The organism is Sinomonas atrocyanea (assembly GCF_001577305.1).
Classification (GTDB): domain Bacteria; phylum Actinomycetota; class Actinomycetes; order Actinomycetales; family Micrococcaceae; genus Sinomonas; species Sinomonas atrocyanea.
Genome location: NZ_CP014518.1, coordinates 3,182,467 through 3,206,972, shown reverse-complemented (window position 1 = coordinate 3,206,972; position 24,506 = coordinate 3,182,467). Strand labels below are relative to the sequence as shown.

25 protein-coding genes are annotated in these 24,506 nt (G+C 69.6%); 8 read left to right on the top strand and 17 right to left on the bottom strand.

The features are described from left to right. Positions 1-3: 3 nt before the first annotated feature. The 3 genes from SA2016_RS14745 (at position 4) to SA2016_RS14735 (ending at position 2,431) form a co-directional block, all read left to right on the top strand. The gene (locus SA2016_RS14745) at positions 4-894 is read left to right on the top strand and encodes a type II secretion system F family protein (RefSeq protein WP_066499444.1); all 891 of its coding nucleotides are present in this window, start codon (positions 4-6) and stop codon (positions 892-894) included. 3 nt (positions 895-897) lie between these two features. Continuing rightward, a complete protein-coding gene (locus tag SA2016_RS14740) occupies positions 898-1,302 on the top strand; it encodes an Hpt domain-containing protein (RefSeq protein ID WP_066499442.1) in 405 nt (134 codons plus the stop codon). Positions 1,303-1,549: 247 nt separating this feature from the next. After that, entirely contained in the window at positions 1,550-2,431 is an 882-nt protein-coding gene (locus tag SA2016_RS14735) for a tRNA pseudouridine synthase A (protein ID WP_066499440.1), read from the top strand. Positions 2,432-2,449: 18 nt separating this feature from the next. Here the strand turns inward: SA2016_RS14735 and SA2016_RS21515 are convergent, their stop codons facing one another. The 11 genes from SA2016_RS21515 to SA2016_RS14685 all read right to left on the bottom strand — a co-directional run bounded on the left by SA2016_RS21515 (position 2,450) and on the right by SA2016_RS14685 (position 11,046). After that, positions 2,450-2,617, bottom strand: coding sequence for a hypothetical protein (locus SA2016_RS21515; protein WP_157089137.1), 168 nt, complete (start codon positions 2,615-2,617; stop codon positions 2,450-2,452). A 232-nt stretch (positions 2,618-2,849) separates the two neighbouring features. Next, entirely contained in the window at positions 2,850-3,743 is an 894-nt protein-coding gene (locus tag SA2016_RS14730; RefSeq protein ID WP_066499438.1) for a hypothetical protein, read from the bottom strand. 109 nt (positions 3,744-3,852) lie between these two features. Further along, positions 3,853-4,044, bottom strand: coding sequence for a Flp family type IVb pilin (locus SA2016_RS14725; RefSeq protein ID WP_066499436.1), 192 nt, complete (start codon positions 4,042-4,044; stop codon positions 3,853-3,855). Positions 4,045-4,060: 16 nt separating this feature from the next. Beyond that, positions 4,061-4,936: a type II secretion system F family protein gene (locus SA2016_RS14720; protein WP_066499433.1), complete on the bottom strand. Its 876-nt coding sequence runs from the start codon at positions 4,934-4,936 to the stop codon at positions 4,061-4,063. An 11-nt stretch (positions 4,937-4,947) separates the two neighbouring features. After that, positions 4,948-5,889 carry a type II secretion system F family protein gene (locus SA2016_RS14715; RefSeq protein ID WP_066499430.1) on the bottom strand — a complete coding sequence of 314 codons (942 nt, stop codon included), beginning with the start codon at positions 5,887-5,889 and terminating at the stop codon, positions 4,948-4,950. 4 nt (positions 5,890-5,893) lie between these two features. Further along, complete coding sequence (locus SA2016_RS14710) at positions 5,894-7,363, bottom strand: TadA family conjugal transfer-associated ATPase (RefSeq protein WP_371326631.1); 1,470 nt, start codon at positions 7,361-7,363, stop codon at positions 5,894-5,896. Further along, complete coding sequence (locus tag SA2016_RS14705) at positions 7,360-8,556, bottom strand: CpaE/TadZ family protein (protein WP_066499425.1); 1,197 nt, start codon at positions 8,554-8,556, stop codon at positions 7,360-7,362. Before SA2016_RS14705 ends, SA2016_RS14710 begins: the two co-directional genes overlap by 4 nt. Next, positions 8,553-9,308 (bottom strand): Flp pilus assembly protein CpaB, encoded by a 756-nt coding sequence (cpaB, locus tag SA2016_RS14700; RefSeq protein WP_229710663.1) that lies wholly within the window; start codon positions 9,306-9,308, stop codon positions 8,553-8,555. Before cpaB ends, SA2016_RS14705 begins: the two co-directional genes overlap by 4 nt. A gap of 45 nt (positions 9,309-9,353) precedes the next feature. Beyond that, entirely contained in the window at positions 9,354-10,400 is a 1,047-nt protein-coding gene (locus tag SA2016_RS14695; protein WP_066499423.1) for a pilus assembly protein TadG-related protein, read from the bottom strand. Continuing rightward, the gene (locus tag SA2016_RS14690; RefSeq protein WP_066499421.1) at positions 10,388-10,780 is read right to left on the bottom strand and encodes a TadE family protein; all 393 of its coding nucleotides are present in this window, start codon (positions 10,778-10,780) and stop codon (positions 10,388-10,390) included. The genes SA2016_RS14695 and SA2016_RS14690 overlap by 13 nt, the downstream gene beginning before the upstream one ends. A gap of 71 nt (positions 10,781-10,851) precedes the next feature. Next, positions 10,852-11,046 (bottom strand): Flp family type IVb pilin, encoded by a 195-nt coding sequence (locus SA2016_RS14685; protein WP_066499419.1) that lies wholly within the window; start codon positions 11,044-11,046, stop codon positions 10,852-10,854. A gap of 544 nt (positions 11,047-11,590) precedes the next feature. On the opposite strand from SA2016_RS14685, the gene rplM reads away from it, so the two are divergent. After that, entirely contained in the window at positions 11,591-12,034 is a 444-nt protein-coding gene (rplM, locus tag SA2016_RS14680) for a 50S ribosomal protein L13 (RefSeq protein ID WP_066499416.1), read from the top strand. 38 nt (positions 12,035-12,072) lie between these two features. Next, positions 12,073-12,573 (top strand): 30S ribosomal protein S9, encoded by a 501-nt coding sequence (rpsI, locus tag SA2016_RS14675; protein WP_066499413.1) that lies wholly within the window; start codon positions 12,073-12,075, stop codon positions 12,571-12,573. Positions 12,574-12,627: 54 nt separating this feature from the next. Here rpsI and SA2016_RS14670 read toward each other — a convergent pair whose 3' ends face one another. Next, positions 12,628-14,496 (bottom strand): ArnT family glycosyltransferase, encoded by a 1,869-nt coding sequence (locus tag SA2016_RS14670; protein WP_066499410.1) that lies wholly within the window; start codon positions 14,494-14,496, stop codon positions 12,628-12,630. Between the two features lie 290 nt (positions 14,497-14,786). Next, on the bottom strand, positions 14,787-16,178 hold the full coding sequence (locus tag SA2016_RS14665) for a phenylacetate--CoA ligase family protein (protein WP_066499400.1): 1,392 nt from the start codon (positions 16,176-16,178) through the stop codon (positions 14,787-14,789). A gap of 94 nt (positions 16,179-16,272) precedes the next feature. On the opposite strand from SA2016_RS14665, the gene glmM reads away from it, so the two are divergent. The 3 genes from glmM (at position 16,273) to SA2016_RS14650 (ending at position 19,411) form a co-directional block, all read left to right on the top strand. Next, positions 16,273-17,622 (top strand): phosphoglucosamine mutase, encoded by a 1,350-nt coding sequence (glmM, locus tag SA2016_RS14660; protein WP_066499399.1) that lies wholly within the window; start codon positions 16,273-16,275, stop codon positions 17,620-17,622. Positions 17,623-17,672: 50 nt separating this feature from the next. After that, a complete protein-coding gene (locus SA2016_RS14655; RefSeq protein ID WP_066499398.1) occupies positions 17,673-18,215 on the top strand; it encodes a DinB family protein in 543 nt (180 codons plus the stop codon). Positions 18,216-18,334: 119 nt separating this feature from the next. Next, complete coding sequence (locus tag SA2016_RS14650; protein WP_066499395.1) at positions 18,335-19,411, top strand: methyltransferase; 1,077 nt, start codon at positions 18,335-18,337, stop codon at positions 19,409-19,411. 64 nt (positions 19,412-19,475) lie between these two features. On the opposite strand, the gene mscL is transcribed toward SA2016_RS14650, so the two are convergent. The 4 genes from mscL to coaA form a co-directional block, all read right to left on the bottom strand. Next, positions 19,476-19,871: a large conductance mechanosensitive channel protein MscL gene (gene mscL / locus SA2016_RS14645; protein WP_066499392.1), complete on the bottom strand. Its 396-nt coding sequence runs from the start codon at positions 19,869-19,871 to the stop codon at positions 19,476-19,478. Positions 19,872-19,891: 20 nt separating this feature from the next. Next, positions 19,892-21,025 carry a glutathione-independent formaldehyde dehydrogenase gene (locus SA2016_RS14640; RefSeq protein ID WP_066499388.1) on the bottom strand — a complete coding sequence of 378 codons (1,134 nt, stop codon included), beginning with the start codon at positions 21,023-21,025 and terminating at the stop codon, positions 19,892-19,894. 77 nt (positions 21,026-21,102) lie between these two features. Further along, positions 21,103-23,436, bottom strand: coding sequence for a transglycosylase domain-containing protein (locus tag SA2016_RS14635; RefSeq protein ID WP_084249562.1), 2,334 nt, complete (start codon positions 23,434-23,436; stop codon positions 21,103-21,105). A gap of 94 nt (positions 23,437-23,530) precedes the next feature. Then, on the bottom strand, positions 23,531-24,496 hold the full coding sequence (coaA, locus tag SA2016_RS14630) for a type I pantothenate kinase (RefSeq protein ID WP_066499384.1): 966 nt from the start codon (positions 24,494-24,496) through the stop codon (positions 23,531-23,533). Positions 24,497-24,506 lie beyond the last annotated feature (10 nt).

The following is a 24,506-nucleotide window of genomic DNA, read 5'->3' as shown; positions in this document are numbered from 1 at the left end:
GCAATGGCCATCCCCCTTCTCGCAGCCGCTGTCGTCGGCGCCTCCCTCGCTGCCCTATGCTGGTCCCTCCTCTCGGTCGACCGTGCCGGGTTCCGCGCAATCCGGACGAACCTCGGCCGCGGCATCGCCCCCGCCGCCACGGCTCCGCAGACGAGCCCGGGCCTGAGCGCCCTCCTCGAGGCGATCACGCGCCGGCTCACTCCCGCAGCCTACGTCCGCCGCCTCGATAGGCTCCTCATGCACGCGGGCCGACCGGCGTCCCTCCCTCTCGGACGCCTCCTCGCCGCGAAGCCGGCCCTCGCCATCCTGGGCGCAGTGTCCGGCCTGCTCTTGCTCTCGCTCGGCTCGACCCCCACGTTCCGGCTCATCGCACTGTTCCTCGTGGTCTTCGGATACATGGTTCCCGACCTCATGCTCCTGAGCCGCGGCATGGAACGGCAGAAGATCATCCAGCGCGACCTCCCCAACACTCTCGACCAGCTCCTCATCTCGGTCGAAGCCGGCCTCGGCTTCGAAGCGGCCCTCGCCCGGGCGAGCTCGAACGGCAAGGGCCCGCTCGCTGAAGAACTCGCGCGCACCCTCCAGGACATGCAGGTCGGCCGGTCCCGGCGCGAGGCCTACCTCGGCCTCGCCGAACGCACCACAGCAGCAGAGGTCCGCAGCTTCGTCCAGGCCGTCGTCCAGGCCGACGCTTACGGCATCGCGATCGCCCGGGTGCTCCACATCCAGGCCAAGGCCATGCGCGTCAAACGCCGTCAGCGCGCCGAGGAACAAGCGATGAAGCTTCCCGTCAAGGTGCTCTTCCCGTTGCTCTTCTTCATCTTCCCGGTGCTGTTCATCGCGATCCTCGGACCCGCTGTCATCAACACCATCGCAACGTTGTCGGGGCGGTAGGACATGAGCACGAAGGAGACCGTCGTGACCGCGCCGGGCATAGTGTCCGAGAGGGCAGGCGGCGTCCAGCCACTCATTAACCCCGCGGCCCTGCAGATCCTCGCCGAGGACGTCGGCCCCGAGACGGCGGCGTCGTTCTCACGCGCCTTCGTACGCCTCTGGCCGCGCCGCCGTGACAGCCTCATCGCCGCCCTCGGACAGGACGACTACGCTGCCGCACACGACGCCGCCCTCAGCCTGAGGACCTCCTCTGCGATGGTCGGAGCCTCCCGACTCGCCGGGCTCGCCGGGCAGCTCGAACGGTGCTTGCGTGCAGAGGGCACAGCTGCTGCGACAAGGTTTCTCCCGTCTATCCTCGAGTGCGGGCCCCACACCCTCTCGCGGCTGTCCAATGACAGCGGGTCGTGAGCCCGAGAAGAGCGCCGCTCCCGGCGACCCCAGGACGGCACAGGCCCGCGGCGAGGATCGCGCAGGGCACCACACCAGATGCGCCCCCAGCCCCGGCTCCACCCTGCCGAAGGAGGACGGAGGCCGGTAGCGTGGGCACGATGCCACGCCGGTGCGAGGGACGCGTGGCGAGCACATGGACCCGACTGGCGCGGGGTTCCTGCGCTTCGGCGGCGGCGTTCCTGTGCGAATCCTTAGACTGGCAGGCATGACTTCCGAGCCCTCCACAGTGCGCGTGCGCCTCGATCTTGCGTACGACGGCACCCCGTTCAGCGGGTGGGCGGTGCAGCCAGGGCTCCGCACGGCGCAGGGGGCCCTCGAGGAGGCACTCGCCCTGATCCTGCGCCGGCCGATCCGCGTGGTGGTCGCCGGGCGCACGGATGCCGGGGTACACGCCCGGGGGCAGGTGGTGCACCTGGACCTGGCGCCCGCGGAGTGGGACGGGCTAGTACGCCGCTCGTCTGAGGAGCCCGAGGAGGTGCTCGTGCGGCGGCTGCGCGGGGCGCTGAGCCGGGTGCTCGGGAAGGAGACGGGCGCGCTCGAGGTGCGCAGCGCCGTCGTGCCTCCCGCCGGGTTCGACGCGCGCTTCTCGGCGCTGTGGCGGCGCTACTCGTACCGGATCGCGGACCGGCCGGAGAACTGGGACCCGCTGCTGCGTGGGATCACGCTCTGGCACCGAGCTGGGGTGGACGTGGGGCGGATGAACGCCGCCGCGGACCAGCTGCTGGGCCTGCAGGACTTCCTCGCCTTCTGCAAGCCGCGGGAGGGGTCGACCACGGTGCGCACCCTGCAGGAGTTCGCGTTCGAGCGGACGGCCGACGGCGTGGTGGTCGCCCGGGTGCGCGCCGACGCCTTCTGCCACAACATGGTCCGGGCGCTCATCGGCTCCGCGCTGCGCGTGGGGGAGGGGCTCGAGTCCGTGGGGTGGCTCCACGAGCGGATGCTCGCCCGGGTGCGCGATGCCAAGACGCGGCTCGCGCCGGCGCACCCGCTCGTGCTCGAGGAGGTCGGGTACCCGGAGTCGGGGGCGGAGATGGCCGCGCGGGCGGACCTGACGCGGGCGCTGCGGGAGGAAATTTCGGGCAGCTGAGGATCCGGAGGCGGATTCCTACGCGATGAGGATCTGCATCCCGATATTCAGGCCGAGGAACACCCAGCCCATCATTGCGAAGTGCTTCAGGCGCGGGGCGGGCCATTTCGCGGCCAGCCAGAGCCCGAGGAGCAGACCGTTGATCGCGGTCCCGTAGGAGATGAGGGCGACCATGACGGCCCTCATGGCAGCAGCATCGCCGTGGCGCCGGCAGGGGTCTGGGTGTCGCGGCCCATGTCTTCTCCGTCCAGAAGAGCGCGGCCTCGGGGTAGCCTGCCCAGATGTCCCAGAGGTGACCTTCAGCGTAAGCGCCGGGTGGGCGGGCAGGCAACGGCTCAGACGGCATTGCGGAGTTCCCTCCCGACTCTGGGCATCAGGAGGGAACCCCGGTCTGGAGGGACCGCGCGGGTCCGGCGGGTTAGACGAGCAGGTTCTGGAGCGCCTCCTGCGGGCCGGGGAGGGGAGCGGTACCGGCGAAGCCGTACGCGCAGGTGTTGCCGAGGCGCTCTAGGGCCGCGGAAGCGGTGAGCAGATGGACTCCGTGCTGCGACAGGCTCGCCCGCCCGGCTGCGGTCCTCGCGCCATGGACCACCACGATCGGGATGACCTCGACGTCCGGGTCAAGGATCAGGCGCAGTTCGTCGGCCGCCTCGTGCAGCGGAAGCGGGAGTGGCTGGGCTGCCCGGTCGGCACGGACAAGAGCGTCCCGGGCGCCCGGCGCCCACTGCCACGTCCCGCCGTGCAGCTGGATCGAGTCGAGGAGGAACACGGCGTTCCCGCACGCCACGGCGTGGTCAGCCGTACTGCCGCCCGGCAGACCGATCCGGTGGAAGACGGACGGACCGGGAAGCGCGAGGAGCAGGTCCAGGAGCGCCGCAGTGGTCCGGGCGGGACGCAGGGCTGGGACCGGGAAGCCCGGGCGTGCGACCTGAACGGCGGCCACATACGGGATGCCGAAGATCCTGTCTTCCCGCGCTGCCCTGGCGGCAGCGGCCACGTTGCGGCGCCGCGCCGTCAGCGCCCGGCTGACCACAGCCCGCGTGTAGAGCGCCAGGCCTGCGGTGCCGCAGAGGGCGATGAGCAGGACCGGGCGTCCGGAGAGCGACCCTCGGACCCACAGCAGGCCGGACCCGAGCACGATCCCGCCGACCACGACGGCGAGTGCGCCGGCCTTGGCCAGCGCCCGGCGGCCGATCCGGCGGTTCCGTGCCCGGACCGAGGGCGGCACGGCCGCCGCGCCGCCGAATTCGCGGTACCAGGCCCAGTCGACGGGATGGACGGGGGGAGTCTGGACGCCGATGTCGCTGCTCATGGCATCTCCTGAGAGTCGAGTGAAGGGGTCCCCTCCCGATTCTGGGCATCGGGAGGGGACCCGGTGTGGGCGCCCCCGCGGGCCAGCTGCATGGACCGCGGGGGCGAGCTCAGCGGAGGACGTCGCGGAGTTCCTGGCCCATGCTGGCGTAGTAGCCGCCCAGCCAGGCCCCGAAGATCGTCACTCCCGCGATGATGGCGAGGACCATGAAGGCGATCAGCACCGCGTATTCCGTGGCCGTGGCGCCGCGCTCCGAGTCGCCGACAGGCTCGCTCAGGGCGGTTCCCTCGCTCGCGCTCATCTGGGGCTCCTTCCGGTCACGAGAACATGTGGATGATGTTGAGGACCGTGGGCCCGAGGATGATGATGAACAGGGCCGGCAGGATCGAGAAGATCAGTGGGAAGAGGATCTTCACCGGGATCTTCATGGCGTGCTCCTCGGCGCGCTGGCGACGCTTGATCCGCATCTCCTTGGCCTGGGCCCGCAGGACGTTGGCGATCGCGATGCCGTACTGGTCGGCCTGGACCACGGCCCGGATAAACGACCGCAGCTCAGGGAAGGCTGCCCGGACTGCGAGATCCAGGTACGCCTCACGCCGCGAGCGGCCCACCTGGATGTCCTGCAGGGTGCGGATGAATTCGTCGGCGAGCGGGCCGCTGCTGTTCTCCGCCGCCTTGGTCATGGCCGACTCGAAGCCGACGCCTGCCTCGACGGAAATGAGCATCTGGTCGAGCATGTTCGGCAGGGCCAATTGCATGGACTCGCGGCGCTTCTGGGCCACGTTGCGCAGGAGGATGTCCGGCAGGAAGTAGGTCAGAGCTGTCGCGCCGACGGTGAGCGCAGCCATCTGCGGCCCTGGACTGCGCATGAAGAGGAGAATCCCCAGCGTCAGGCCGAAGGCGCCCAGGATGGGCTTGACGGCGATGACCTTCTCCAGGGGCCACTCTTTGGGCCGCCCCGCCCCGGCCAGCTTCTTGTCCAACCAGGCTGCGTAGCCGCTCGGCGTAATGCGCCGGGACGCTGCGCGGAGCGCGCCTCCCATCGAGAGCTGCTTGGGCTGGTTCGCCTTGATGAGGCCGAGGTTCTGAGCGATGGCCCTGCGGGCCGAGCGGTCTGTGGACGCGAGCGACCAGGTCAGGTATGCGGCGGGTGCGACGATCGCGAGGATCGCGGCGAGCATGATGAACGGCATGATGGCCTCCCTCAGTACTTCGGCTTGATGAGTCGGCTGAGCCAGAACGAGCCGAGGCAGAGCAGGAGCGCCGCGGCGCCCAGCATGATCCACCCGAGGACGCTCGCAAAGAAGGTGCTCGCATAGAAGGGGTTCATGAAGCAGAGCAGGATCAGCATCACGATGGGCAGGGCCACGAGGACAATGGCCGAGGTCCGGCCCTCCGCGCTCAGCGACTTCACCATGCGGCCCAGCTGTGCCCGTTCGCGGATGGTCTCGTTGACGTTCTCGAGGACCTCCGCGAGATTGCCGCCTACCTCCCGCTGGGTCTCGATGGCCTGAGCCGCCCAGAGGAAGTCCTCGCTCTTCATCCTGGCTGCCGTGTCGAGGAGCGAGTCGATGAGGTCGCGACCGATGCGGGTCTCGTTGATCACCCGCTGCAGCTCCTCGCGCATCGGCGACTCGGCGTCGTCGGCCCCACCGTCGATCGCGTGGAGGAGGCTGTGTCCTGCGCGGAGGCTGCCGGCGAGGCCCTGGAGGGCGTCCGGGAGCTGCTCGCCGAACTTCGCCTGCCGGCGGGAGGCCTTGAGGTTTAGCCAGAGGAAGAGCCCAGCCGGCGCGAGGATGGCGAGGAGGAGTGCGAGCCCCACGCCGCCGAGGAGGAAGCCGAAGACGGCGCCGCCCAGCACCCCGGCCCCGCACATCAGGAGGAAGTCGGCCGCCCGGATCTTCACCCCCGCCTGCTCGAACTTGTCCGCAGGGACGAGCCGGAGGCGGCGGCCGCCGAGAGTCTGGTTGAGAGCCCCTACGGCGCTCTCCGTCATCTTGGTCAGGGCGGAGGCGGAGCTCTGGGCTCCCGGCCGACGACGTTCAAGGGGGACGCCGCGCCGGGACTTGAGGAGGAAGAACACCGCGGCGCCGAGGGCGCTGTAGAGGCACAGGAGCCCCGCAATGAGGACTGCTGGAGTCTGCACGTCCTCACCTCCGCCCTGTGTGGGGGCCGAACAGGGTCGGGCTGACTCTGATGCCCAGATCGGCGAACCGCTCGGTGAAGCGTGGGCGCACCCCGGTGGAGATCGGCCGGCCGAGGAAGCGGCCGTTGGCGTCGATGCCGGCCGCGTAGTCGAACACGAACGCGTCCTGGAGCGTGACGACGTCGCCCTCCATGCCCTGCACCTCGGTCACGTGCGTCACCCGGCGGGTGCCGTCCCGGAGGCGGGCCAGCTGGACGATGAGGTTCACCGCCGAAGCGACTTGCTCGCGGATGGCCCGCAGCGGGAGGTCCATGCCGGCCATCAGGACGAGCGTTTCGAGGCGGGCGATTGCGTCGCGCGGCGAGTTGGCGTGGACCGTAGAGAGTGACCCGTCGTGGCCCGTGTTCATGGCCTGCAGCATGTCCAGGGTCTCGCCGCCGCGGACCTCGCCGACCACGATCCGATCGGGCCGCATGCGCAGCGAGTTCCGCACGAGGTCGCGGATCGAGATGGCGCCGTGGCCCTCGATGTTGGGCGGCCGGCTCTCGAGCCGGACCACGTGCTCCTGCTGGAGCTGGAGTTCCACGGCGTCCTCGATGGTCACAATCCGTTCGGTGGCCGGGATGAAGCCCGAGAGAACATTGAGCAGGGTTGTCTTTCCGGTACCGGTTCCGCCGGAGACGATGATGTTCATCCTCGCCTCGACGCAGGCCCTGAGCAGCTCCGACATCTCCGGGGTGAGGGTGCCCAGTTCCTGGAGCTTCTCGACGCTGAGGGCCTCACGCGAGAACTTGCGGATGGTGAGCGCCGAGCCGTTGACCGCGAGGGGCGGGATGATGGCGTTGACGCGCGAGCCGTCGGCCAGGCGGGCATCGACGAGCGGCGAGGACTCGTCCACGCGGCGTCCTACCCGGGTGACGATCCGGTCGATGACCCGGCGCAGCTGCTCCTCCGAGGTGAAGACCGTCTCCGTGGCATAGAGCCGGCCATGCCGCTCGATGTACACCTGATCCTGACGGTTGACCATGACCTCGGTGACGCTGGGGTCGTCGATGTAGCGCTGGATGGGGCCGAGACCGAGGACGTCGTCCATGATCTCGCTCAGCAGCCGCTCACGTTCCGTCGAGGTGAGGGGCACCGGCTGGTCCGTCAGGACGGCCCGCAGCTCGCTCTTGACCAGGTCCTGCAGGTCTCCCTCGCTCAGCGAGGAGTCGGTGATTCTCCCGCCGACCCGTTCGAAGAGCTCTTCGGTGGACTTCTCCTTGAGCTCGCGGAGGGCCTGGCTCGAGGCGATGCTCCCGTGGGTGGGAGCCGTGGCAAGGCGGGCCTCGGCCTCTGCGGCCGCATGGGCTTCGAGGCGCATGCCCAGGCTCGCAGGCTGTTCAGCGTCCTCCACTGTCGGCGGGGCCGCGGCGTCAGGGATGGGCTCAGCGGGCAGGTCCTTGGCTGCCCGGAGGCGGTCGACGAGGCTCACTGGAACACCACCCTCTTGTGCACGGCCCGCCGATTCGACTCGCTCCACGTGGGCTTGAACCGTTCGACGAGGCGTTCGAGCGCCTTGACGGTCCTGTCCCGCGGCCCGTCCTGCAGGGCAGGGACTCCGCGGTTGGTGGCCATCGGGAGGGCCCTGGAGCGCGCGAGCACCACATCCACGGGGAGGCCCAGAGTGGCCTCGACATCCTGGACGGAGAGGCCGGACCTCTTGTCCGCCATGTTGAGCACGAGATGGCGGTGCTCGGGGAGCAGGTGCAGTTCCGAGAGGACCTCGAGGCCGGTCTTGAGGCCGCGGACGCTGGGGATGTCCATGCCGCAGACCCACACCGCGTCGCTGGCCTCGTCGAGGACGGCGAGCACGTGGTCGCCGAGCCCGGGAGAGGTGTCGACCACCACGTACTGGAACTCCGACGCGAGCCGGCCGACGAGCTCGCCCACCTGGTCGGCGGTGATGCGCTCGGCATCTGCCGGGTTGCGGGGGGCGCACAGCGCGTAGAGATCGGTCGAGTGGTGGGCGAGGTACGTCTTCAGGGACAGCGAGTCCTTCGGGCCGTTGACGGCGTCCAGCACGCTGCGCTCGGGATCCAGCATGAGGCCGCTTGCCACATCGCCGAACTGGAGGTCGAGGTCCACGATCACCACGGACATCGGGGCGGACCTGGCGAGGCCCACAGCGATGTTGGTGGCAATCGTCGTCTTTCCGACGCCGCCCTTCGGCGACATCACCGCGATGACCCTTCCGCGGCCCTGACCGGTGGGCGCCGCATCGAGCGCGGGGCCGGCAGAGAGGCGGTAGGTCGCCGCCGCGGCGGCGTCTTCGAGACGTGCCCTCAGGGCGTCCGCCGTGGCGGTGGGATCGATGAATTCGCGGATTCCGGAGCGCATCGCCGCCGCGACGAGGTCCCCGGTGGGCTCGGCCGCGTAGGCGATGCTCACGTGGGGGAAGCGCACGTCCACGGCTGCGGCGAAGTTCACCACGTCCTCGGCCCTGAGATCCGGCCCGAGGACGAGCACCTCGAGGGGCTCTCCCACGAGCTGGTCGAAGACGTCGTCGATCGACGAGGGCAGGAAGTTCGCGTGGAACACCTGGATGGAGCCCGGGAGCCCCGCGGTGGCGAGCCTGACTCGGTGGTCGAAGTCGGGATCCTGCGTGATCAGTGCGAAGCGGCTCATCGGAATACCTTCGTCCGGTCCACGACGCCCGAGGTGTTCTCCTGGGCGGCCGCCGGCTCCTTGGTCAGGTAGACCTTGCCGAACTCGGTCGCGTAGACGATCCGCTCGGCGTCTGCGGCAGGTCGTGCGAGGGTGATGAGGTAGTCGCCGGCAGGCTGCGAGGAGCTCTTAGTGCTGCTGTTGAGGCCGCCGCCGCTGCTGCCGCCGCTCTGCTGCGAGCCGGCCGCAGCCTCGCTGGCATTGGCGCCGCTCGAGAGCTGGACCGCGGTCACCAGGACCTTGTGGTAGGCGAGCTCGGTCTGGGCCGGCGCGTTGTCCTCCTTGGGGAGGGAGAGCAGGACGCCGACCGTGTCGCCCGGAGCGAGAGCGCCCCCAATGACGCGCTCGATCGGGAGGCGGACGGTCAGCTCCTGCATGCCGGAGGGGACCTGGGCGCGGCCCGGCGTGCCGAGCAAGGCCGGATCGACGAGCCGGCTGGAGAGGAGCTGCTCGCCGGGCTCGAGGGCCACGGAGGTGACCTTCCCCTTGAGGGCGTTCAGGTCGGTGACCGTGTCCGCCGGGATCGTGGCCTTGGGGAGGGGCTTGAGGGCCACCGCGGCGGTGACGGCGTCTGCCGTGGCCCCGGCGGGGATGGACTTCTGGACGACGTAGACGTCCTGCGTCTGCACGTCGGCGAGGGCGCGGCGGTCTGCGCCGTTGACGTAGGTGAGGAGGAGCACGGTGCCGATGATTGCGACAATCAGAGCAGCCACGCCTCCCAGTAGGCGGGTTCTCACAACGATTTCCCTTCGTAGCGGTTACTTGGTGAGCGTGATGCTTGACGTTCCGTAGTCCTGTCCAGGCGTGGGACCGGGGGTCGGATCCGCGACGTCGAAGCGGATGAACTGAGCGATGACGCAACGGTCAGTGCCGCCGCTGCAGGCATAGATCGCGGGCAGGCCCAGCGCAGTGAGAGCCCCAGCGGTGTTCTGGAAGGACCCAGGGGTCTTGTTCGCGCCGCCCGCGAGTTTCCAGCCGATGATCTTGAGCGTGGCGTATCCACTGATGGCATAGGAGCCGTTGGTGCCGTTCTGCGTCGAGCTCGTGAAGATGGGGAATACGACGTCGACCTCGCCGCCGGCCTGGATGGTGTCGACCCAACCCTGCAGGATCGTGGAACACCCGAGTGGCAGGTTGTTGCCCGGGTCGCTGCCGACGCTGGTGCTTCCTGACTGAGTGCTGATCTGGCAGTTGGAGCTGTCCAGCCAGCCCCAGCCGCCGGGAATCTGCTGGCCAGAGGGGCTGGTGCAGTACATGCCGGGCTTGTACTGGAATTGCTGCACAGCGCCGGTCTGGGACGTGGCTGAAATGTCGAAGCACGCGCTCGAAAAGGTCAGGGGAAAGCCAGTTCCCTTACCGATGGGAACCCATGCGGCGGTGGCGGACGCTTTGGCGCTGCCGGTGTTGATGCCGAGGAACCGCGCGAAGCTGAGGGTCATGCTCGAGGAGCCGCTGCTCGTGAGCGTCGAAGCGTTGGCTGTTACCGTGCGAGCCGTGAAGTCGATAGTCGGCGGAGCAATGGTCGTCGCGCCGTCGTTGGCATTTGCATTCCCGTACAGAGTGCTGAGGGCCGAGGAACCGGACGCACAGGTGCCTGGCGACTTGGCGCACGTGCTCGCGACGGCGAGGGCTGCGGCGTCAGCTCCGTTCTGGAGCTGGGCCCGCTCGGCGGCGAGCTGGCCGAAGTCGACGGCAATAGCGCCGGCTCCCAGCATCACCACGAGGATCACGACAACGAATGCGATCGTGGCGCCCTCCTCTCGCTCGCGCGCCGGGGGAAACAGACGAGAGATCAGCCGCCGCATCGCATGGCTCCTTGTCCGGTGACGGTGATGCTCGAGCCGATGTTGAACCAGGGCCCGGTCATCAGCGCCACGCTCGATGTCACCGTGGCGTTGGCTTCGGCGCCGTTGGTGCAGGCGCCCGTACCGGGTGTGATCTGGATGCTCGACAGGGTGACGTTGGTGACGGAGTTGTTGACGGCCGTAGTGGCGAGCCCCGTGTCGTTCTTGATGGCCATGGTCCTGGCACCTTCGCGCGCCGCGTTCGTCACCATGATCTGGACGTTGTAGATGCGGGAGAACTCGACGATGCCGAGCACGAGCGCGAGCAGCAGCGGCACGACGATCGCGAATTCAACGGCGGCGGCGCCACGCTCGCGGTTCCGGCGGGGTCTTCTCGGCATCTCAGGCTCCTGGTCCGTGGTGGGTATGGCTGCGGGCCGGCCGGATGACCAGCCGGCCCGCAGAGGCCCTGCTACTGCGCGACCTTGCCAGCCAGGGTGCCGAACCAGCCGCTGAGCGCGTTGCCGAAGATCGTCACCCCCCCGATGATGATCAGCGCGATGAACGAGACGAGCACCGCGTACTCCGTGGCGGTCGCACCCTTTTCCTTCTCGCCGTTCACAATGCCGTTCCAGAAAGTGAGAACGGAAACAAAGAGCTTTTCCATGGCAATGTCCTTTTCGTGAGGTGGAGCAATTTGTCAAAGGGGTCTTTGTGGCGGGCCACCCCCGGTATTCCTGCCCGTGCCACAAATCTCCCACCTCCTGGAGGCTGGCACCATAAGCATTGATACGTGAATCTCAGCCTTATAACAGTGCCCGAATACCGGGCTGACGCTCACGGTGGTACCCGGCGGCCACGTGGAGGGACGCGTGGGTGGTACTCAGTCGGGCCCCTTCGGACTACTTGCGTACTGGACATGTCCAATCAGGGGGGTGCGTACACTGGTCCGGGCCCCCTTCGGGTGCCCTCCTGGGCCCCCGCTTTGACCCGGCGCGCCGCGCCGGGCTACTCTTGATAGTCGTTGTGCGTGTCCTGACTCGATGGAACGCGCCTCGGGAGTGTCCAGTTGCAGGACGCCGGCTTCCGGGCGCATTCGAGATGCAAGGGATAACTGGTCTGGGAGCCCTCACCTCTGGTCCGGTAGCGCACCGAAGCACGGGGTGTATCTCACCGGCACCCCACCAGACCAAGAAACGAAGGCAATAACTGTGCGTACGTACACTCCGAAGCCCGGCGACGCCGACCGTCAGTGGCACGTCATCGACGCCACCGACGTCGTTCTGGGTCGTCTTGCCAGCCAGACCGCAACGCTGCTGCGCGGGAAGCACAAGCCGACCTTTGCGTCCCACATGGACATGGGCGATTTCGTCATCATCATCAACGCGGACAAGGTGGCCCTCACCGGCGCCAAGCTCCAGCAGAAGCGCGCCTACCGCCACTCGGGCTTCCCGGGCGGCCTCACCAGCGTGACCTACGCCGAGCTCCTCGAGAAGAACCCGGTCCGCGCCGTGGAGAAGGCCGTGAAGGGCATGCTCCCCAAGAACAAGCTTGCTGCCCAGCAGCTGTCCAAGCTCAAGGTCTACGCGGGCCCGAACCACCCGCACGCTGCCCAGCAGCCCAAGACCTTCGAGATCAACCAGGTTGCCCAGTAGTCCTGGCCACTACTCAAGAATTCATCAAGGAGAACACTGTGGCTCAGAACGAAGAGCTGAACACCGCGGCTGAGGAGAACCTCACCAGCTACACGTCCGAGAGCGCCCCGGCTGCGGCCGAGACCGCCAAGCGCGAGCGCCCGGCTCTCACGGTTGCCGGTGCAGCCGTTGGCCGCCGCAAGGAGGCCGTGGCCCGCGTCCGCGTCGTTCCCGGCTCCGGCCAGTGGACCATCAACGGCCGCACGCTCGAGAACTACTTCCCGAACAAGCTGCACCAGCAGGAGGTGAACGACCCGTTCAAGCTCCTCGACCTCGAGGGCGCCTACGACGTGATCGTCCGCATCCACGGCGGTGGCCCCTCGGGCCAGGCCGGTGCTGTGCGCCTCGGTGTCTCGCGCGCGCTTAACGAGATCGACGTCGAGAACAACCGTCCGGCCCTGAAGAAGGCCGGCTTCCTGACCCGTGACGCCCGCGTGGTCGAGCGCAAGAAGGCTGGTCTCAAGAAGGCCCGCCGCGCTCCGCAGTACTCGAAGCGCTGATCTCAGCCCTTCCGGAGGCCCGTCCCACTACCTGTGGGGCGGGCCTTCCGTCTTTCACGCTGGGGGACCACCGAGGCGGTACAAGCACGCGTGGCCGGCTGGCCTGCAGGTGTAGTTGGCCTGGACCCAGGCCAGGATTCGCGCAGCCTCGCCCAAGCCGAGCGTGGTGGCCGGGGGGACCGTGCCCACGATCAGCTGCCCGATCTCCCCTGAGGTGACGCGATTCTTGAAATCCTCGAGCGTGGGGGACGGGTCGGTGCCATCGAATCCTCCCAGTGCCAGCACGCTCCGACGGGCAGCGATCTCATATTTCGCAGCGCTCGAAGAACCGATGACGGCTGCCGCCCACGTGACATCCGAAGGCTCGCGGGTCACAGCTTCCACGGCAGAGGGTTCAATGAAGTCGCCGAATTTCAGGGCGTCGAGCTGCGGCTCGTCCTGGCTCTGCATGGGGGAGCTGGATGGATCATCGGGACGATGACCCCCCACAGCGGGCCCTCCCGCCAACCCGGCGCCCTCATGGGCGGTGCCAACGGTGAACCCGGACCACAGTGTCGGACCGAGGAGGATCAGGGAGAGCGTGAGTGCCATGCCTGGTACGGCCGTATTCCGTCGGGGAGGAAGTATTGCCAACACGGACGCCAGCGAGCCGGTCACGAGAACAATCGGCGGAAACCACGGGAAGGAATTTGCTCCCTGAATGGCAACCACGTAATCGAGTAACAATGTAAGAGCCAGGCTCCCCGCCAACAATGATCGATATCGAAGGGACGCTCTCCTCTCCACCAGCTTCTTCAATGCCAAAGCTGCAAGGCACGCCGCCGGCGGAATTGCGGGCATCACGTAGTAGCCGTGCACAATTCCTGACATGAAAGCCACGACGGTGATGGAGCAGACGAACCACAGCACATTCACTGCGAGGAACGCGCGGGAGTGCGCGGGTGCACTCCTCCACAGGAAGGCGGCCATCAGGATGCCAGCCAGCGCGAGGGGAAGCACCCAGACGATCTGGCCCGACATCTGGGGGGTGAGGAACCGGAGAGGACCGGTGGGCAGCTCGGCCTTGTCCACGGATGCGAATACCTGCGCACGCTCCGCGTCGAGCCCCGTCAGGCGATCGAGGCCGTTGTAGCCGAACGTCAGTTCCCAGAAGCTGTTGGTGCGCGTCCCGCCGATGAAAGGACGCGAGGCCGCCGGAGTCAGGGCAAGAACCGCAAGCCATGCCCCTGCAGTGCCCAAGGCGGCCCCTGCGGCGAGGGCCGCCCCGCGCATTCTCCGACCACGCGGTCCTGAGCCGAGACCGATCACGGCGACCAGCAGGGCAGGCACGACCAGGGCAACCTGCAGCTGCTTGGTGAGGAATCCGGCGCCGAGGAGTATGCCTGCGAGGGCAAGATGGCGCTGACGGCCGGTCCGGATGGCACGAAGCGTTGCCGCCGCCGCTGCGGTCATCAGCAGGGTGAGCAGGGCATCGGGGTTGTTGTAACGGAAGACAGCCGTTGCCGCGGGCATGAGCGCCATCAGGGCTCCCGCGAGGAGGCCCCAGCGATGGCCGAGGTAGTGGGCCGCCATCCGGTAGATGAGCCACACTGTCCCCACGCCCATCAGTGCCTCGGGAGCGAGGAGGCTCCAAGAATTCAGCCCGAATGCCTTGACGCTGAGGCTCATCACCCAGAGTGCCAGCGGCGGCTTGTCCACCGAGATCGCGTTGGCCGGATCCGAGGAACCGAAGAAGAACGCCGTGACATTGTCCGCGCCCGAGTAGGCCGCCGCAGTGTAGAAGGCATTGGCCCACCCGTTGATGCCGAGGTTCCAGAGGTACAGCACAGCGGTACCCGCCAGCAGGCCCGCCGTCTCCCAGCGTTCCCGTCCGAGCGTCCTCTTCGTCGACGCCTTCGCCGGGACGGCGTCCAGGGCGATCATGCTGGCCCTACCGTTCGGCGGCCCCCATACGCGATGTTCATGCGAGCAGCGTAGGGGGACGTTGGAGACCGGCTCTACGTGCTTGTGGGAAGTCAAGTAGTCGGGTTTGCAGTCGGGTAGTGAGCAAGTGGCAGGCGGCCTTCAGAACACGTACTCGCTGGAGAATGACAAGTGCTGCTGCGATCCCAGTTCGCCTGAAACGGCTGCCTCGCCTGACGCCGGGCCCGGCGCGGCGTGACGCACGACGGCGGGAGGGAACCTTGGGCCCCTCCCGCCGCCGCATGCTCGGGCTACTGCCCGCGGCCGGCCGGGGCGTGGAGCACATGCCGCAGCTTTCCGCCCTTGGGGTTCACGAGGATCGGCTCGGGGTCCACGGCCAGGGTGACGCCCGGGAGCCCCTGGCCGTCGAGGTGGGCGCGCAGGCGCCGGAGCACCGCGGCCTCGACGGCGCGCGCCTCGTGCCCGGGCAGGGCCTCGACGCGGACGGCCAGCGCGGCCGGGCCCGTCTGCAGCACCTGGAATCGGTGCACGCCGGGGGTCTCCTCCACCACGGTGCCCAGGGCCATGGGCAGCAGGGCCACGGTCCCTGCCGGCCCCTCGAGCCGGAGGACCTCATCCGTCCGCCCCTCGATCCGGACGGTGGGCAGCGGGCTCCCGCAGTGGCATGGTTCGGCTCCGAGGCGGACGGAGTCGCCGAGCTCGTAGCGGATGATCGGCTGGACGAAGTTGGCCAAGTTGGTCAGCAGCACAGAGTGGGAGAGGACCCCGGGCGGCACCGAGTTGCTGGCAGCGTCGATGGGCTCGAGGATGAACCAGTCCGCATTCAGGTGCTGCTCGCCCCAGCGGCACGGCAGCGTGAGCGGGGTTGCCTCCGAGGCGCTGTACAGCTCCATCAGGGGGCAGCCGAACACGTCCTCGATGCGCCGCCGCACGGCTGGCAGCAGCTGCTCCCCGCCGCTCGCCACGATCGCGGGGGCAATCCGCAGCCGGCCGGCGGCCTGTTCCTCGGCCAGCACCTCGAGCCCGCTCGCGTACGACGCCACCATCGCCGGCCGGAAGCCATTCAGCTCCTGCACCAGCTGCGCCAGCGGCTCGAGCACGGAGAAGAAGCGCACATAGCGGCGGCGGAACGGCACCGAGCGCACCCGGCGCGCGTACATGACCGTCGTGAGGAAGTGGCCGCCGGTCGCGAAGACGAGGGCCGCCCGGATGCCCTTGGCCATCATCCGCACCAGCACCCGGGGATGGACGTAGGGCGGCCGGGCGTAGGCCAGCCCGTTCATCACGGCGACGGCGCGCCGGTCCTGCACGAGCAGCGTGGGCTCGCCGGTGGACCCCGACGTGGTGAAGACGACGTAGCGGCCGAGGAAGTCCGAGCCGATGGTGTCCTGCCGCGCGGTGAAGCGCTCGAGCGCGTCCTTGGTGACCTGCGGGTCGGTCACCCACTCGTCGAAGTGGGCCATCAGCTCGGCCTTGGCCACCGGCGGGAGCGACCCCAGGCCCGCATCCTGCGGGAGGCCCGCATACAGCCGGGCATAGAAGGCCGAATGCGCCCGGGCGTGCTGCAGCAGGGCCGCCAGGCGCTCCCGCTGGCGGGCCTCGATGGCAGGGAGGCCGCCCCGCAGCACCCGCCGCGCGTCCCGCAGGACGCCGAGCGGGGTCAGGCGGCCGGATCTGCGCATGGGCCCATTCTGGGCGGCCCCGGCGACGGCCAGGAAGGGCCCTTCGGCCGTCCGGCTGCGGCCGAGGTTCCCCGCGCCCAGTAAACTAGGGCGAGTGACTAGGCTCTTCGGTACTGACGGCGTGCGCGGGCTGGCCAACGGCCTCCTCGACGCCCAGCTCGCCCTCAAGCTCTCCCAGGCGGCCGCCGTCGTCCTCGGCCACCGGCAGGTGCCGGACGGCACCCGGCCGCGCGCCGTCGTCGCCCGCGACCCCCGAGCCTCCGGCGAGTTCCTCGGGGCGGCCGTCGAGGCCGGCCTCGCGAGTGCGGGTGTGGACGTGTACGACGCCGGTGTGCTCCCGACCCCCGCGGCCGCCTACCTCGTGGCGGACCTCGGTGCCGACTTCGGGGTGATGATCTCCGCGAGCCACAACCCGGCCCCGGACAACGGCATCAAGTTCTTCGCTCGCGGCGGGCAGAAGCTCCCCGACGAGGTCGAGGACCAGATCGAGGCCCTCCTGGCCGACGAGCCGCACCGTCCCACCGGCGCCGGCGTGGGCCGCATCCAGCGCTTCTCCGACGCGGAGGACCGCTACATCGTCCACCTGCTCACCACCCTCCCGCACCGCCTCGACGGGCTCACCGTGGTGCTCGACTGCGCCAACGGTGCCGCGTCCGGCTGCTCGCCGCAGGTCTTCAAGGACGCCGGCGCCGAGGTCGTGGTGATCGGCGCCGACCCTGACGGGCTCAACATCAACGACGGCGTGGGCTCCACCCACCTCGAGAAGCTCCAGGCCGCGGTCGTGGAGCACGGGGCCGATCTGGGCGTGGCGCACGACGGCGACGCCGACCGCTGCCTCGCCGTGGACCACGAGGGCACCGTGGTGGACGGCGACCAGATCATGGCGATCCTCGGCCTCGCCCTCAAGGACGCCGGCAAGCTGCGGGACGACGTGCTCGTGGCCACCGTCATGAGCAACCTCGGCCTCAAGATCGCCCTGCGCGATGCGGGCATCACCATCCGCGAGACCGCGGTGGGGGACCGCTACGTGCTCGAGGAGATGCGCGCCGGCGGGTACTCCCTCGGCGGCGAGCAGTCCGGGCACGTGATCTTCTCCGACTTCGCCACCACCGGCGACGGCGTGCTCACGGGCCTGCAGATCGCGGCCCAGGTGGCCCGCACGGGCAAGACGCTCAAGGAGCTCGCGGCCGTGATGACCCGGCTCCCGCAGGTCCTCATCAACGTCAAGGGCGTGGACAAGGCCCGCGTCTCCGCGGACCCGGGCGTGGCCGCCGCCGTGGCCGATGCCGAGGCCGAGCTCGGGGAGACCGGCCGCGTGCTCCTGCGCCCCTCGGGCACCGAGCCCGTGGTCCGGGTCATGGTCGAGGCCGCGGACGAGGAGACCGCCCAGGCCGTCGCCGGGCGCCTGGCCGAGGTGGTCCAGAACCAGCTCGCCCTCGCGTAGCCGGCCGCGCCGGGGAGCGGAGCGGTGCGGCACCCGGTACGCTCGCTCGCGTGACTGACCTCGACGACCACGGCCGGCCCGAGCCGCCGCTCGATGCCACCGAAGCGGACACGCTCCTCGGCTTCCTGGACTTCCACCGCGCCACGCTCGAGTGGAAGACCCGGGGCCTGACCGACGATCAGCTGCGGACCACGCTCCCGCCCTCCACCATGTCTCTGGGCGGCCTGCTCAAGCACCTGGCCCTCGTGGAGGACCACTGGTTCACCGAGGTCGCGCGCGGAGCGCCCGAGCCGGAGCCGTGGGCCAGCGTGGACTGGACCGCGGACCGGGACTGGGACTGGCACAGCGCCGCCCAGGATCCCGGCGATGCGCTCCGGGCACTCTGGGCCGCGAGCGTTGCCCGCTCCCGCGCGGTGACGGACCGGCTCCTCGCCGAGGGCCCCGACGCCCTCGGTAGCCTCCATGCCCCGCCGGACGGGCGCACCCAGTTCTCGCTGCGGTGGATCCTCACCCACATGGTGGAGGAGTACGCGCGGCACAACGGCCACGCGGACCTCCTGCGCGAGTCGATCGACCGGTCCGTGGGGGAGTAGGCGGCCGGCGGCGTACCGTCCTGCTCACTGTGCAGGTCTGCGGGGCCCGCGGAGCGGCGTGTCCCGTCCCGACACGCCGGGCCCGGCCGCCAACGTGAGCAGAACGGTACGCTCGCCTCATGCGCACGCCCCCGCCAGCCGCCGTCCGGGCCGTCCAGCGCCTCAGCCAAGCCCTCACCCGGGCCGGCGCCGCCCTCCAGCCGCCGCAGGCGCGCTTCCTCGAGGTCTCCGGCGGGGTCGCGGCCATTGCGCTCATGCGGGCGGCCGTCCGCACCCGGCTCGTCGAGCCCCTCGCCGCGGGGCGCCGCACCGCCGACCAGGTGGCCCAGGAGCTCGGCCTCGACGCGGACACCGCGCACCGGGTCCTCCGCGGCCTCGCAGTCTACGGGCTCCTGACCCTCGACCGCCGCGGCGCCTTCGGCCTCACCGCCACCGGCCGGCTCCTGCTCGAGGGCCATCCGCGCTCGATGGCCGGCTGGGTCCGGTACGCCACCTCGGACGCCGTGCTGGCCGGCTGGCTGCGCCTGCCCGAGAGCCTTGCGGACGGGCGGCCGGCCTTCAACGCCGCCACGGGCAGGAGCCTCTGGGACCACCTTGCCGAGCACCCGGACGAGGAGGCCGGCTTCGCCCGCACCATGCACGAGCTCACCCTCCTGGCGGCGCCCCTCATCGTGGCCGCGTACCCGTGGCCCGAGCGGGGCACGGTGTGTGATGTGGGCGGGGGCGTGGGCGCCATGCTCGCCTCCGTCCTCTCCGCCCGCCCGGCGCTCAGGGGCGTGCTGGTGGACCAGGCGGGCCCCCTCGCGGCCTCGGGGGAGTACCTCGCGGGCCGGGGCGTGGGCAGCCGGGTCCGCGCGGTCGAGGGGGACATCTTCGCCGGCTTCGAGGCAGCTGCGGACGTGTACCTGCTCAAGGACGTGCTCCACGACTGGGACGACGACCAGTGCCGCCAGATCCTGCGCACCGTCCGGGCCGCGGCCGCCCCGGGCGCCCGGGTGCTGGTCCTCGAGTGGCTCCAGGAACGCAACACCGCCGAGTTCCCAGTCTCGATCTCGGACGTCATGATGCTCGCCCAGACCGAGGGCCGCCAGCGCTCGGCCGCCGAGCACCTCGCCCTCGGTCAGGCCGGGGGCTTCCGGCCCGGCCGCGTCCTCGACACCGGCGCGTACGGGATCGTCGAGCTCCTGGTCCCCTGAGGCGAGCACGACGCCGGCCCCCCGCCTTCGGGAGGCGAGGGGCCGGCGTGGTGCGCGGGACAGGTCAGAGCTCGCGGTCGGGGGCCTTCAGCGCATCGCGGATCTCGGTCAGCAGCGCGATCTGCGGGTCGACGGGGGTCTCTGCCGACTTCTCCTTGATGCCGAGCTTGCGGTTGCGGTGCTCGATCATCTTGTTCATGGGGACGATGATCACGAAGTAGATCGACGCGGCGATGAGCAGGAAGTTCACGATCGCGGTGAGCAGGACCCCGAACTTCACCGGGCCGACCACGAGGAAATTGTCGAAGTTCGGCTGGCCCACGAGCACCGAGATGGCGGGCATGAGGACGCTCTTGACGAGGGCGTCCACCACCGAACTGAACGCGGCGCCCATGATCACGGCGACGGCAAGGTCAATGACGTTGCCCTTCATGATGAAGGACTTGAATCCACTGAGCATGAAGACCAGCCTAGACGGCCCTACGGGTGGAGCAGCACCTTGGTGTAGCCGTCCTCGCGCGCGTCGAACTTGGCATAGGCGTCCACGGCGTCGTCCAGGGGCACCTCGTGGGAGACGATCCAGGAGGGCGCCGCGCGGTCGGCGGTGATGAGGTCGCGGAGCTCGCGGTTGTAGCGCTTCACCGGGCACTGGCCGCCCGCGAGGCTGATGCCCTTGGTGAAGGCCTGCCCGTACTCGAAGGGGAGCCGGCCCTGCTTCGCGAGGCCGTAGGCGGCGCCCGGGTCCTCGGGGACGTAGACGCCCACCACGCCGATGTGGCCGGTGGCGCGCACCACTTCGATGAGGTTGTCCAGCACCATCTCGGGGTGCTCCTCGCCGCTGGGATCGTGGGCCTGGTAGCCCACCGCCTCGACGCCGCAGTCCACCCCGAAGCCGTCGGTGGCGTCCATGATCGCGAGGCCCGGATCCGTCTCGGAGAAGTCCACCGGCGTGGCGCCGATGCGCGCGGCGAGGTCGAGCCGGTCCGGCTCCTTGTCCACCACGAACACCCGCGCGGCGCCCTTGAGCAGCGAGCTGTACGCCGCCATGAGGCCCACGGGCCCGGCGCCGAACACCGCGACGGTCTTCCCGGGGGAGACCTGGGCCATCGTGGCCCCGTGGTACCCGGTGGGGAAGATGTCCGAGAGCATCGCGTAGTCGTTCTCGTGCTCGTTGCCGGCCGGCAGGCGGAGCAGGTTGAAGTCCGCCCACGGGACCCTCAGCAGCTCTGCCTGCCCGCCCCAGTAGGGCCCCATCTTCGGGTAGCCGTAGCCGGCGCCCGGGTCCCCCGAGGGGTTGGCCCGCAGGCACGCCGAGGTCCAGCCGTCGTTGCAGTTGCGGCACGTGCCGCAGGCGAGGTTGAACGGCACGGACACCCGGTCGCCGACCTTGATCCGGTTGACCGCGGGCCCCACCTCCTCGACGATGCCCATGTTCTCGTGGCCGAGGACCATCCCGGAGTCGAGCTCGGCGCGACCCTCGTAGGGGTGCAGGTCCGAGCCGCAGATGTTTGCGGTGGTGATCCGGATCACCGCATCGAGCGGCTCCTCGATCCTCGGATCATCGACCTGCTCCACGGCCAGTTCCCGCGGTGCCTTGAAGACCACTGCCTTCATGAGGACTCCTCCTGCCTGTCGGTGCGGTTGTCCTCAGGGCACCCTCCCCGGCGCGGGCCGGGCCAAACATTGGCGGGTCAGCCGTTGCCGTTCCCGTGGCCGTGGCCCGTCGGGGTGCCGGTGCCGGTCGGTGTGCCGGTGCCAGTCTGGGTGCCGGCCCCGGTCTGGGTCCCGTTCCCAGTGTCGCCCTGGTTCCCCCTCCCGGTGCCGCCGGTGGCGCCGTCGGTCGCTCCGGTGCCGTTGTCGTTGCCGGTGCTGCTCCCGCCGTCGCCGGTGATGAGGCTCTGCGGCGGGGTGTCGAAGTCGCCGTGGTCGTAGTACCCGGCCACCTGCTGCATGTAGGTGGCCCACTGCGGGCCCGCGATGTACGCGCCGTCGACCACCGGGTAGAACTTCCCGTTCACGGTCACGTCGCGGCCGGTCCGGGCGGCCGGCCCGTCGAGGGCCTCGCCGAAGTACGACGCCGTCGCGAGCCCCCGCGTGTAGCCCACCACCCACGTCTGGCTGTTCTCGTTGTTCGTGCCGGTCTTCATGGCGTCCGGGACATCCAGCTTCTGGGGGATGAGCAGGCCGGAGCCCTTGGTCGCCACGTCCTGGAGGACGTTCGTGGCCGCGGCCGCCACGTCCTTGCTCAGGGCGCCCTGCTGGCACTGGCTGGTCTGGCCGCCGATCTTCTGGCCCTTGACGTCGTCCACCTCGGTGATGGACACGGGCGCGCAGTACGTTCCGCCGCTCGCGAAGGTGGCGAAGGCGCTCGCCATGGTCATCGGGGCCACGTTGGTGCCGCCGAGGAGGTTGCCGAGCGTGGACAGGTCGAGCTTCTTCCCCGACCCCGCGCCGTCGTGCATCCCCATCGCGTCCGCCGCCCGCTGGATGTCGCAGAAGTCGTTCAGGTCCGCGGCCGAGGCGAACGTGGCGGTGTTGATCGAGTTGTAGATGCCGGCGCGCACCGTCATGGGGCGGTAGTAGCCCTCGGAGTCGTTCTGCAGGTCGATGGAGCCCGGGACGGTGCTGTCGAAGACGCCGTGGACCGGCCGGCAGGTGGACTTCCAGGGGAAGTCCGGCCCGTAGCGGCGCCGGGTGGCGTCCACGACCTGGTTGGTGGGCTTGCCCTCGTTCAGCCACGCCGCGAGGGTCACCGGCTTCATCGTGGAACCCGGCTGGTAGCCGCCCGCGCCGCCGAGGTCGGCGCCGTTCGCGTCCGTCGAGTCGACGTTGAAGTTGTAGGACGTGACGAACCCGGTGCCCTGGCCGTCCACCATCCGGCTGTTCTGGGCCATGGCGAGGACGTCCCCGGTCCCCGGCTGGACCGTCACGAGCGAGGAGCCCCACTTGTCCGGGTTGGACCCCGCGGTCGCGTCCACCTGCGCCTGGGCCGGGCCCTGGAGGCGCGGATCCAGGGTGGTCTTGATGGTCAGGCCGCCGAGCATGACCTTCTGCATCCTGGCCGTGGGGTCCTTGCCGTAGGCAGGGTCGTTGAGGATCTGGTGGAGCACGTAGTCGCAGAAGTAGGGCGCCGTCGAGTAGGGGCAGCCCTGCCTGGGCGGGTTCAGCTTCAGCTCGATGGGGGACTTGACCGCGTCGTCGTGCTGGCTCTTGGTGATGTAGCCGTGCTGGAGCATGGCGTCGAGCACGAGGTTGCGGCGGTCCTTGGCCCGGTCCGGGTGCTGGGAGGGGTCGAAGTATGCGGGGCCGTTGACGAGGCCGGCGAGGAGCGCGCCCTGGGCGAGGGTCAGGTCCTTGGCGTCCTCGGAGAAGAAGTACTGGCTCGCGGCCTGGATCCCGTAGGCGTTCGCGTTGAACGGGACGATGTTGAGGTAGCCGGCCAGGATCTGGTCCTTCGAGAACTTCTGCTCGAGGCCGATCGAGAGCTCCATCTCGCGCAGCTTGTCGCTCACGCTCTTCTGCCCGTTGAGCACGATGTCTGCGCTCTGCCCCTGGGCGATGAGCTGCTCGTTGAGGGCGTTTGTGACGTACTGCTGGGTGAGCGTCGAGGCGCCCTGGCGGCCGCCGCCGGCGTCGGTGACGAGGGCGCGGAGGATGCCCAGCGGGTCCACGCCGCCGTGCTGGTAGAACCGGTAGTCCTCGATGGCGACGATCGCGTTCTTGATGTTCGGGGACATCTGGTCCAGCGGAACGTCGGTGCGGTTCTCGCTGAAGAGGGTTGCGATCACCGACCCGTCCGCCGCGACGATCTTCGACGCCTGGCCCGGCTGGACCTCCGTCAGGTTCGCGGGCACCGAGGTGCTCAGCGTCTGTGTGGCGCCGCTCGCCGCGTTCCCGGTGAGGGCGACGGCGGGGGTCATGAGCCCGGCCACGAGTACCCCGCACAGCCCGCTCACGGCGACGAACGCGAGGATCCTGCCCAGGGTCGTGGACGTGTCGAAGTACTTGTTGCTGCCAGGGGACATGGGGTGTAGGTTATGCGACCCTCCTCAATGCAAGCTGAAAGGGCCCGGCTCACACCGTGCCGGCCCACACTGTGCCGGCTCATAATGTGCCGGCTCACACCTTGCGCAGCAGCATCCTCCGGATGGAGTGGTCGGCGTCCTTGGTGAGCACGAGCTGGGCGCGTCCCCGGGTCGGCAGGACGTTCTGGATGAGGTTGGGCTCGTTGATGCGCTTCCAGATGCTCCGGGCCGTGGTGACGGCCTCCTCGTCGGAGAGCGAGGCGTAGCGGTGGAAGTAGCTCTCGGGCTGGGCGAACGCGCCCGAGCGCAGCTTGAGGAACCGTTCCACGTACCAGTGCTCGATGTAGCTCGTCTTGGCGTCGACGTAGAGGGAGAAGTCGAAGAAGTCGCTCAGCGCCAGGCCGGTGGTGCCGTCGCCGCGGGGCCGCGCGGGGGCCAGGACGTTGAGCCCCTCCACGATCAGCACGTCGGGCCGGCGGACCACGACCTCCCGGCCGGGCACGATGTCGTACGTCAGGTGCGAGTACCAGGGCGCCCGCACCTCCTCGGCGCCGGACTTGATCTCGGCGACGAAGCGGAGGAGCGCCCGCCGGTCGTAGGACTCCGGGAACCCCTTGCGGTCCAGGACCCCGCGGCGGGTCAGCTCGGCGAGGGGATAGAGGAAGCCGTCGGTGGTGACGAGCTGCACGTTCGGCGTCGACGGCCAGCGCTGCAGCATCTCGCGCAGCACACGCGCAATGGTGGACTTCCCCACGGCCACGGACCCGGCCACGCCGATCACGAACGGTGTGCGCTGGGTCGACTCGCCGAGGAACGTCTGCGTGGCCGTGTGCAGCTCGCCGGAGGCCTCCACATAGAGGGAGAGCAGCCGGCTCAGCGGCAGGTAGACGTCCCGGATCTCCCTGAGGTCGAGGGGATCGCCGAGCCCGCGGATGCGGTCGATGTCGTCCTGGTTGAGGGGCTGCTCCATGCGGTCCGCGAGGCGGGCCCACGTGGCGCGCTCGAGCTCGACGAACGGGGACGCGCCATCGCCGGCCGACTCGCTTCTCTGCAGACTCACCCGTGCATTC

What these genes read in the sequence shown, in the direction of transcription:
- SA2016_RS14745 (WP_066499444.1), top strand. Translation starts at nt 4, where the DNA reads ATGGCCATCCCCCTTCTCGCAGCCGCTGTCGTCGGCGCCTCCCTCGCT.
- SA2016_RS14740 (WP_066499442.1), top strand. Translation starts at nt 898, where the DNA reads ATGAGCACGAAGGAGACCGTCGTGACCGCGCCGGGCATAGTGTCCGAG.
- SA2016_RS14735 (WP_066499440.1), top strand. Translation starts at nt 1,550, where the DNA reads ATGACTTCCGAGCCCTCCACAGTGCGCGTGCGCCTCGATCTTGCGTAC.
- SA2016_RS21515 (WP_157089137.1), bottom strand. Translation starts at nt 2,617, where the DNA reads ATGAGGGCCGTCATGGTCGCCCTCATCTCCTACGGGACCGCGATCAAC.
- SA2016_RS14730 (WP_066499438.1), bottom strand. Translation starts at nt 3,743, where the DNA reads ATGAGCAGCGACATCGGCGTCCAGACTCCCCCCGTCCATCCCGTCGAC.
- SA2016_RS14725 (WP_066499436.1), bottom strand. Translation starts at nt 4,044, where the DNA reads ATGAGCGCGAGCGAGGGAACCGCCCTGAGCGAGCCTGTCGGCGACTCG.
- SA2016_RS14720 (WP_066499433.1), bottom strand. Translation starts at nt 4,936, where the DNA reads ATGCCGTTCATCATGCTCGCCGCGATCCTCGCGATCGTCGCACCCGCC.
- SA2016_RS14705 (WP_066499425.1), bottom strand. Translation starts at nt 8,556, where the DNA reads ATGAGCCGCTTCGCACTGATCACGCAGGATCCCGACTTCGACCACCGA.
- SA2016_RS14695 (WP_066499423.1), bottom strand. Translation starts at nt 10,400, where the DNA reads ATGCGGCGGCTGATCTCTCGTCTGTTTCCCCCGGCGCGCGAGCGAGAG.
- SA2016_RS14690 (WP_066499421.1), bottom strand. Translation starts at nt 10,780, where the DNA reads ATGCCGAGAAGACCCCGCCGGAACCGCGAGCGTGGCGCCGCCGCCGTT.
- SA2016_RS14685 (WP_066499419.1), bottom strand. Translation starts at nt 11,046, where the DNA reads ATGGAAAAGCTCTTTGTTTCCGTTCTCACTTTCTGGAACGGCATTGTG.
- SA2016_RS14670 (WP_066499410.1), bottom strand. Translation starts at nt 14,496, where the DNA reads ATGATCGCCCTGGACGCCGTCCCGGCGAAGGCGTCGACGAAGAGGACG.
- SA2016_RS14665 (WP_066499400.1), bottom strand. Translation starts at nt 16,178, where the DNA reads ATGCGCAGATCCGGCCGCCTGACCCCGCTCGGCGTCCTGCGGGACGCG.
- SA2016_RS14650 (WP_066499395.1), top strand. Translation starts at nt 18,335, where the DNA reads ATGCGCACGCCCCCGCCAGCCGCCGTCCGGGCCGTCCAGCGCCTCAGC.
- mscL (WP_066499392.1), bottom strand. Translation starts at nt 19,871, where the DNA reads ATGCTCAGTGGATTCAAGTCCTTCATCATGAAGGGCAACGTCATTGAC.
- SA2016_RS14640 (WP_066499388.1), bottom strand. Translation starts at nt 21,025, where the DNA reads ATGAAGGCAGTGGTCTTCAAGGCACCGCGGGAACTGGCCGTGGAGCAG.
- SA2016_RS14635 (WP_084249562.1), bottom strand. Translation starts at nt 23,436, where the DNA reads ATGTCCCCTGGCAGCAACAAGTACTTCGACACGTCCACGACCCTGGGC.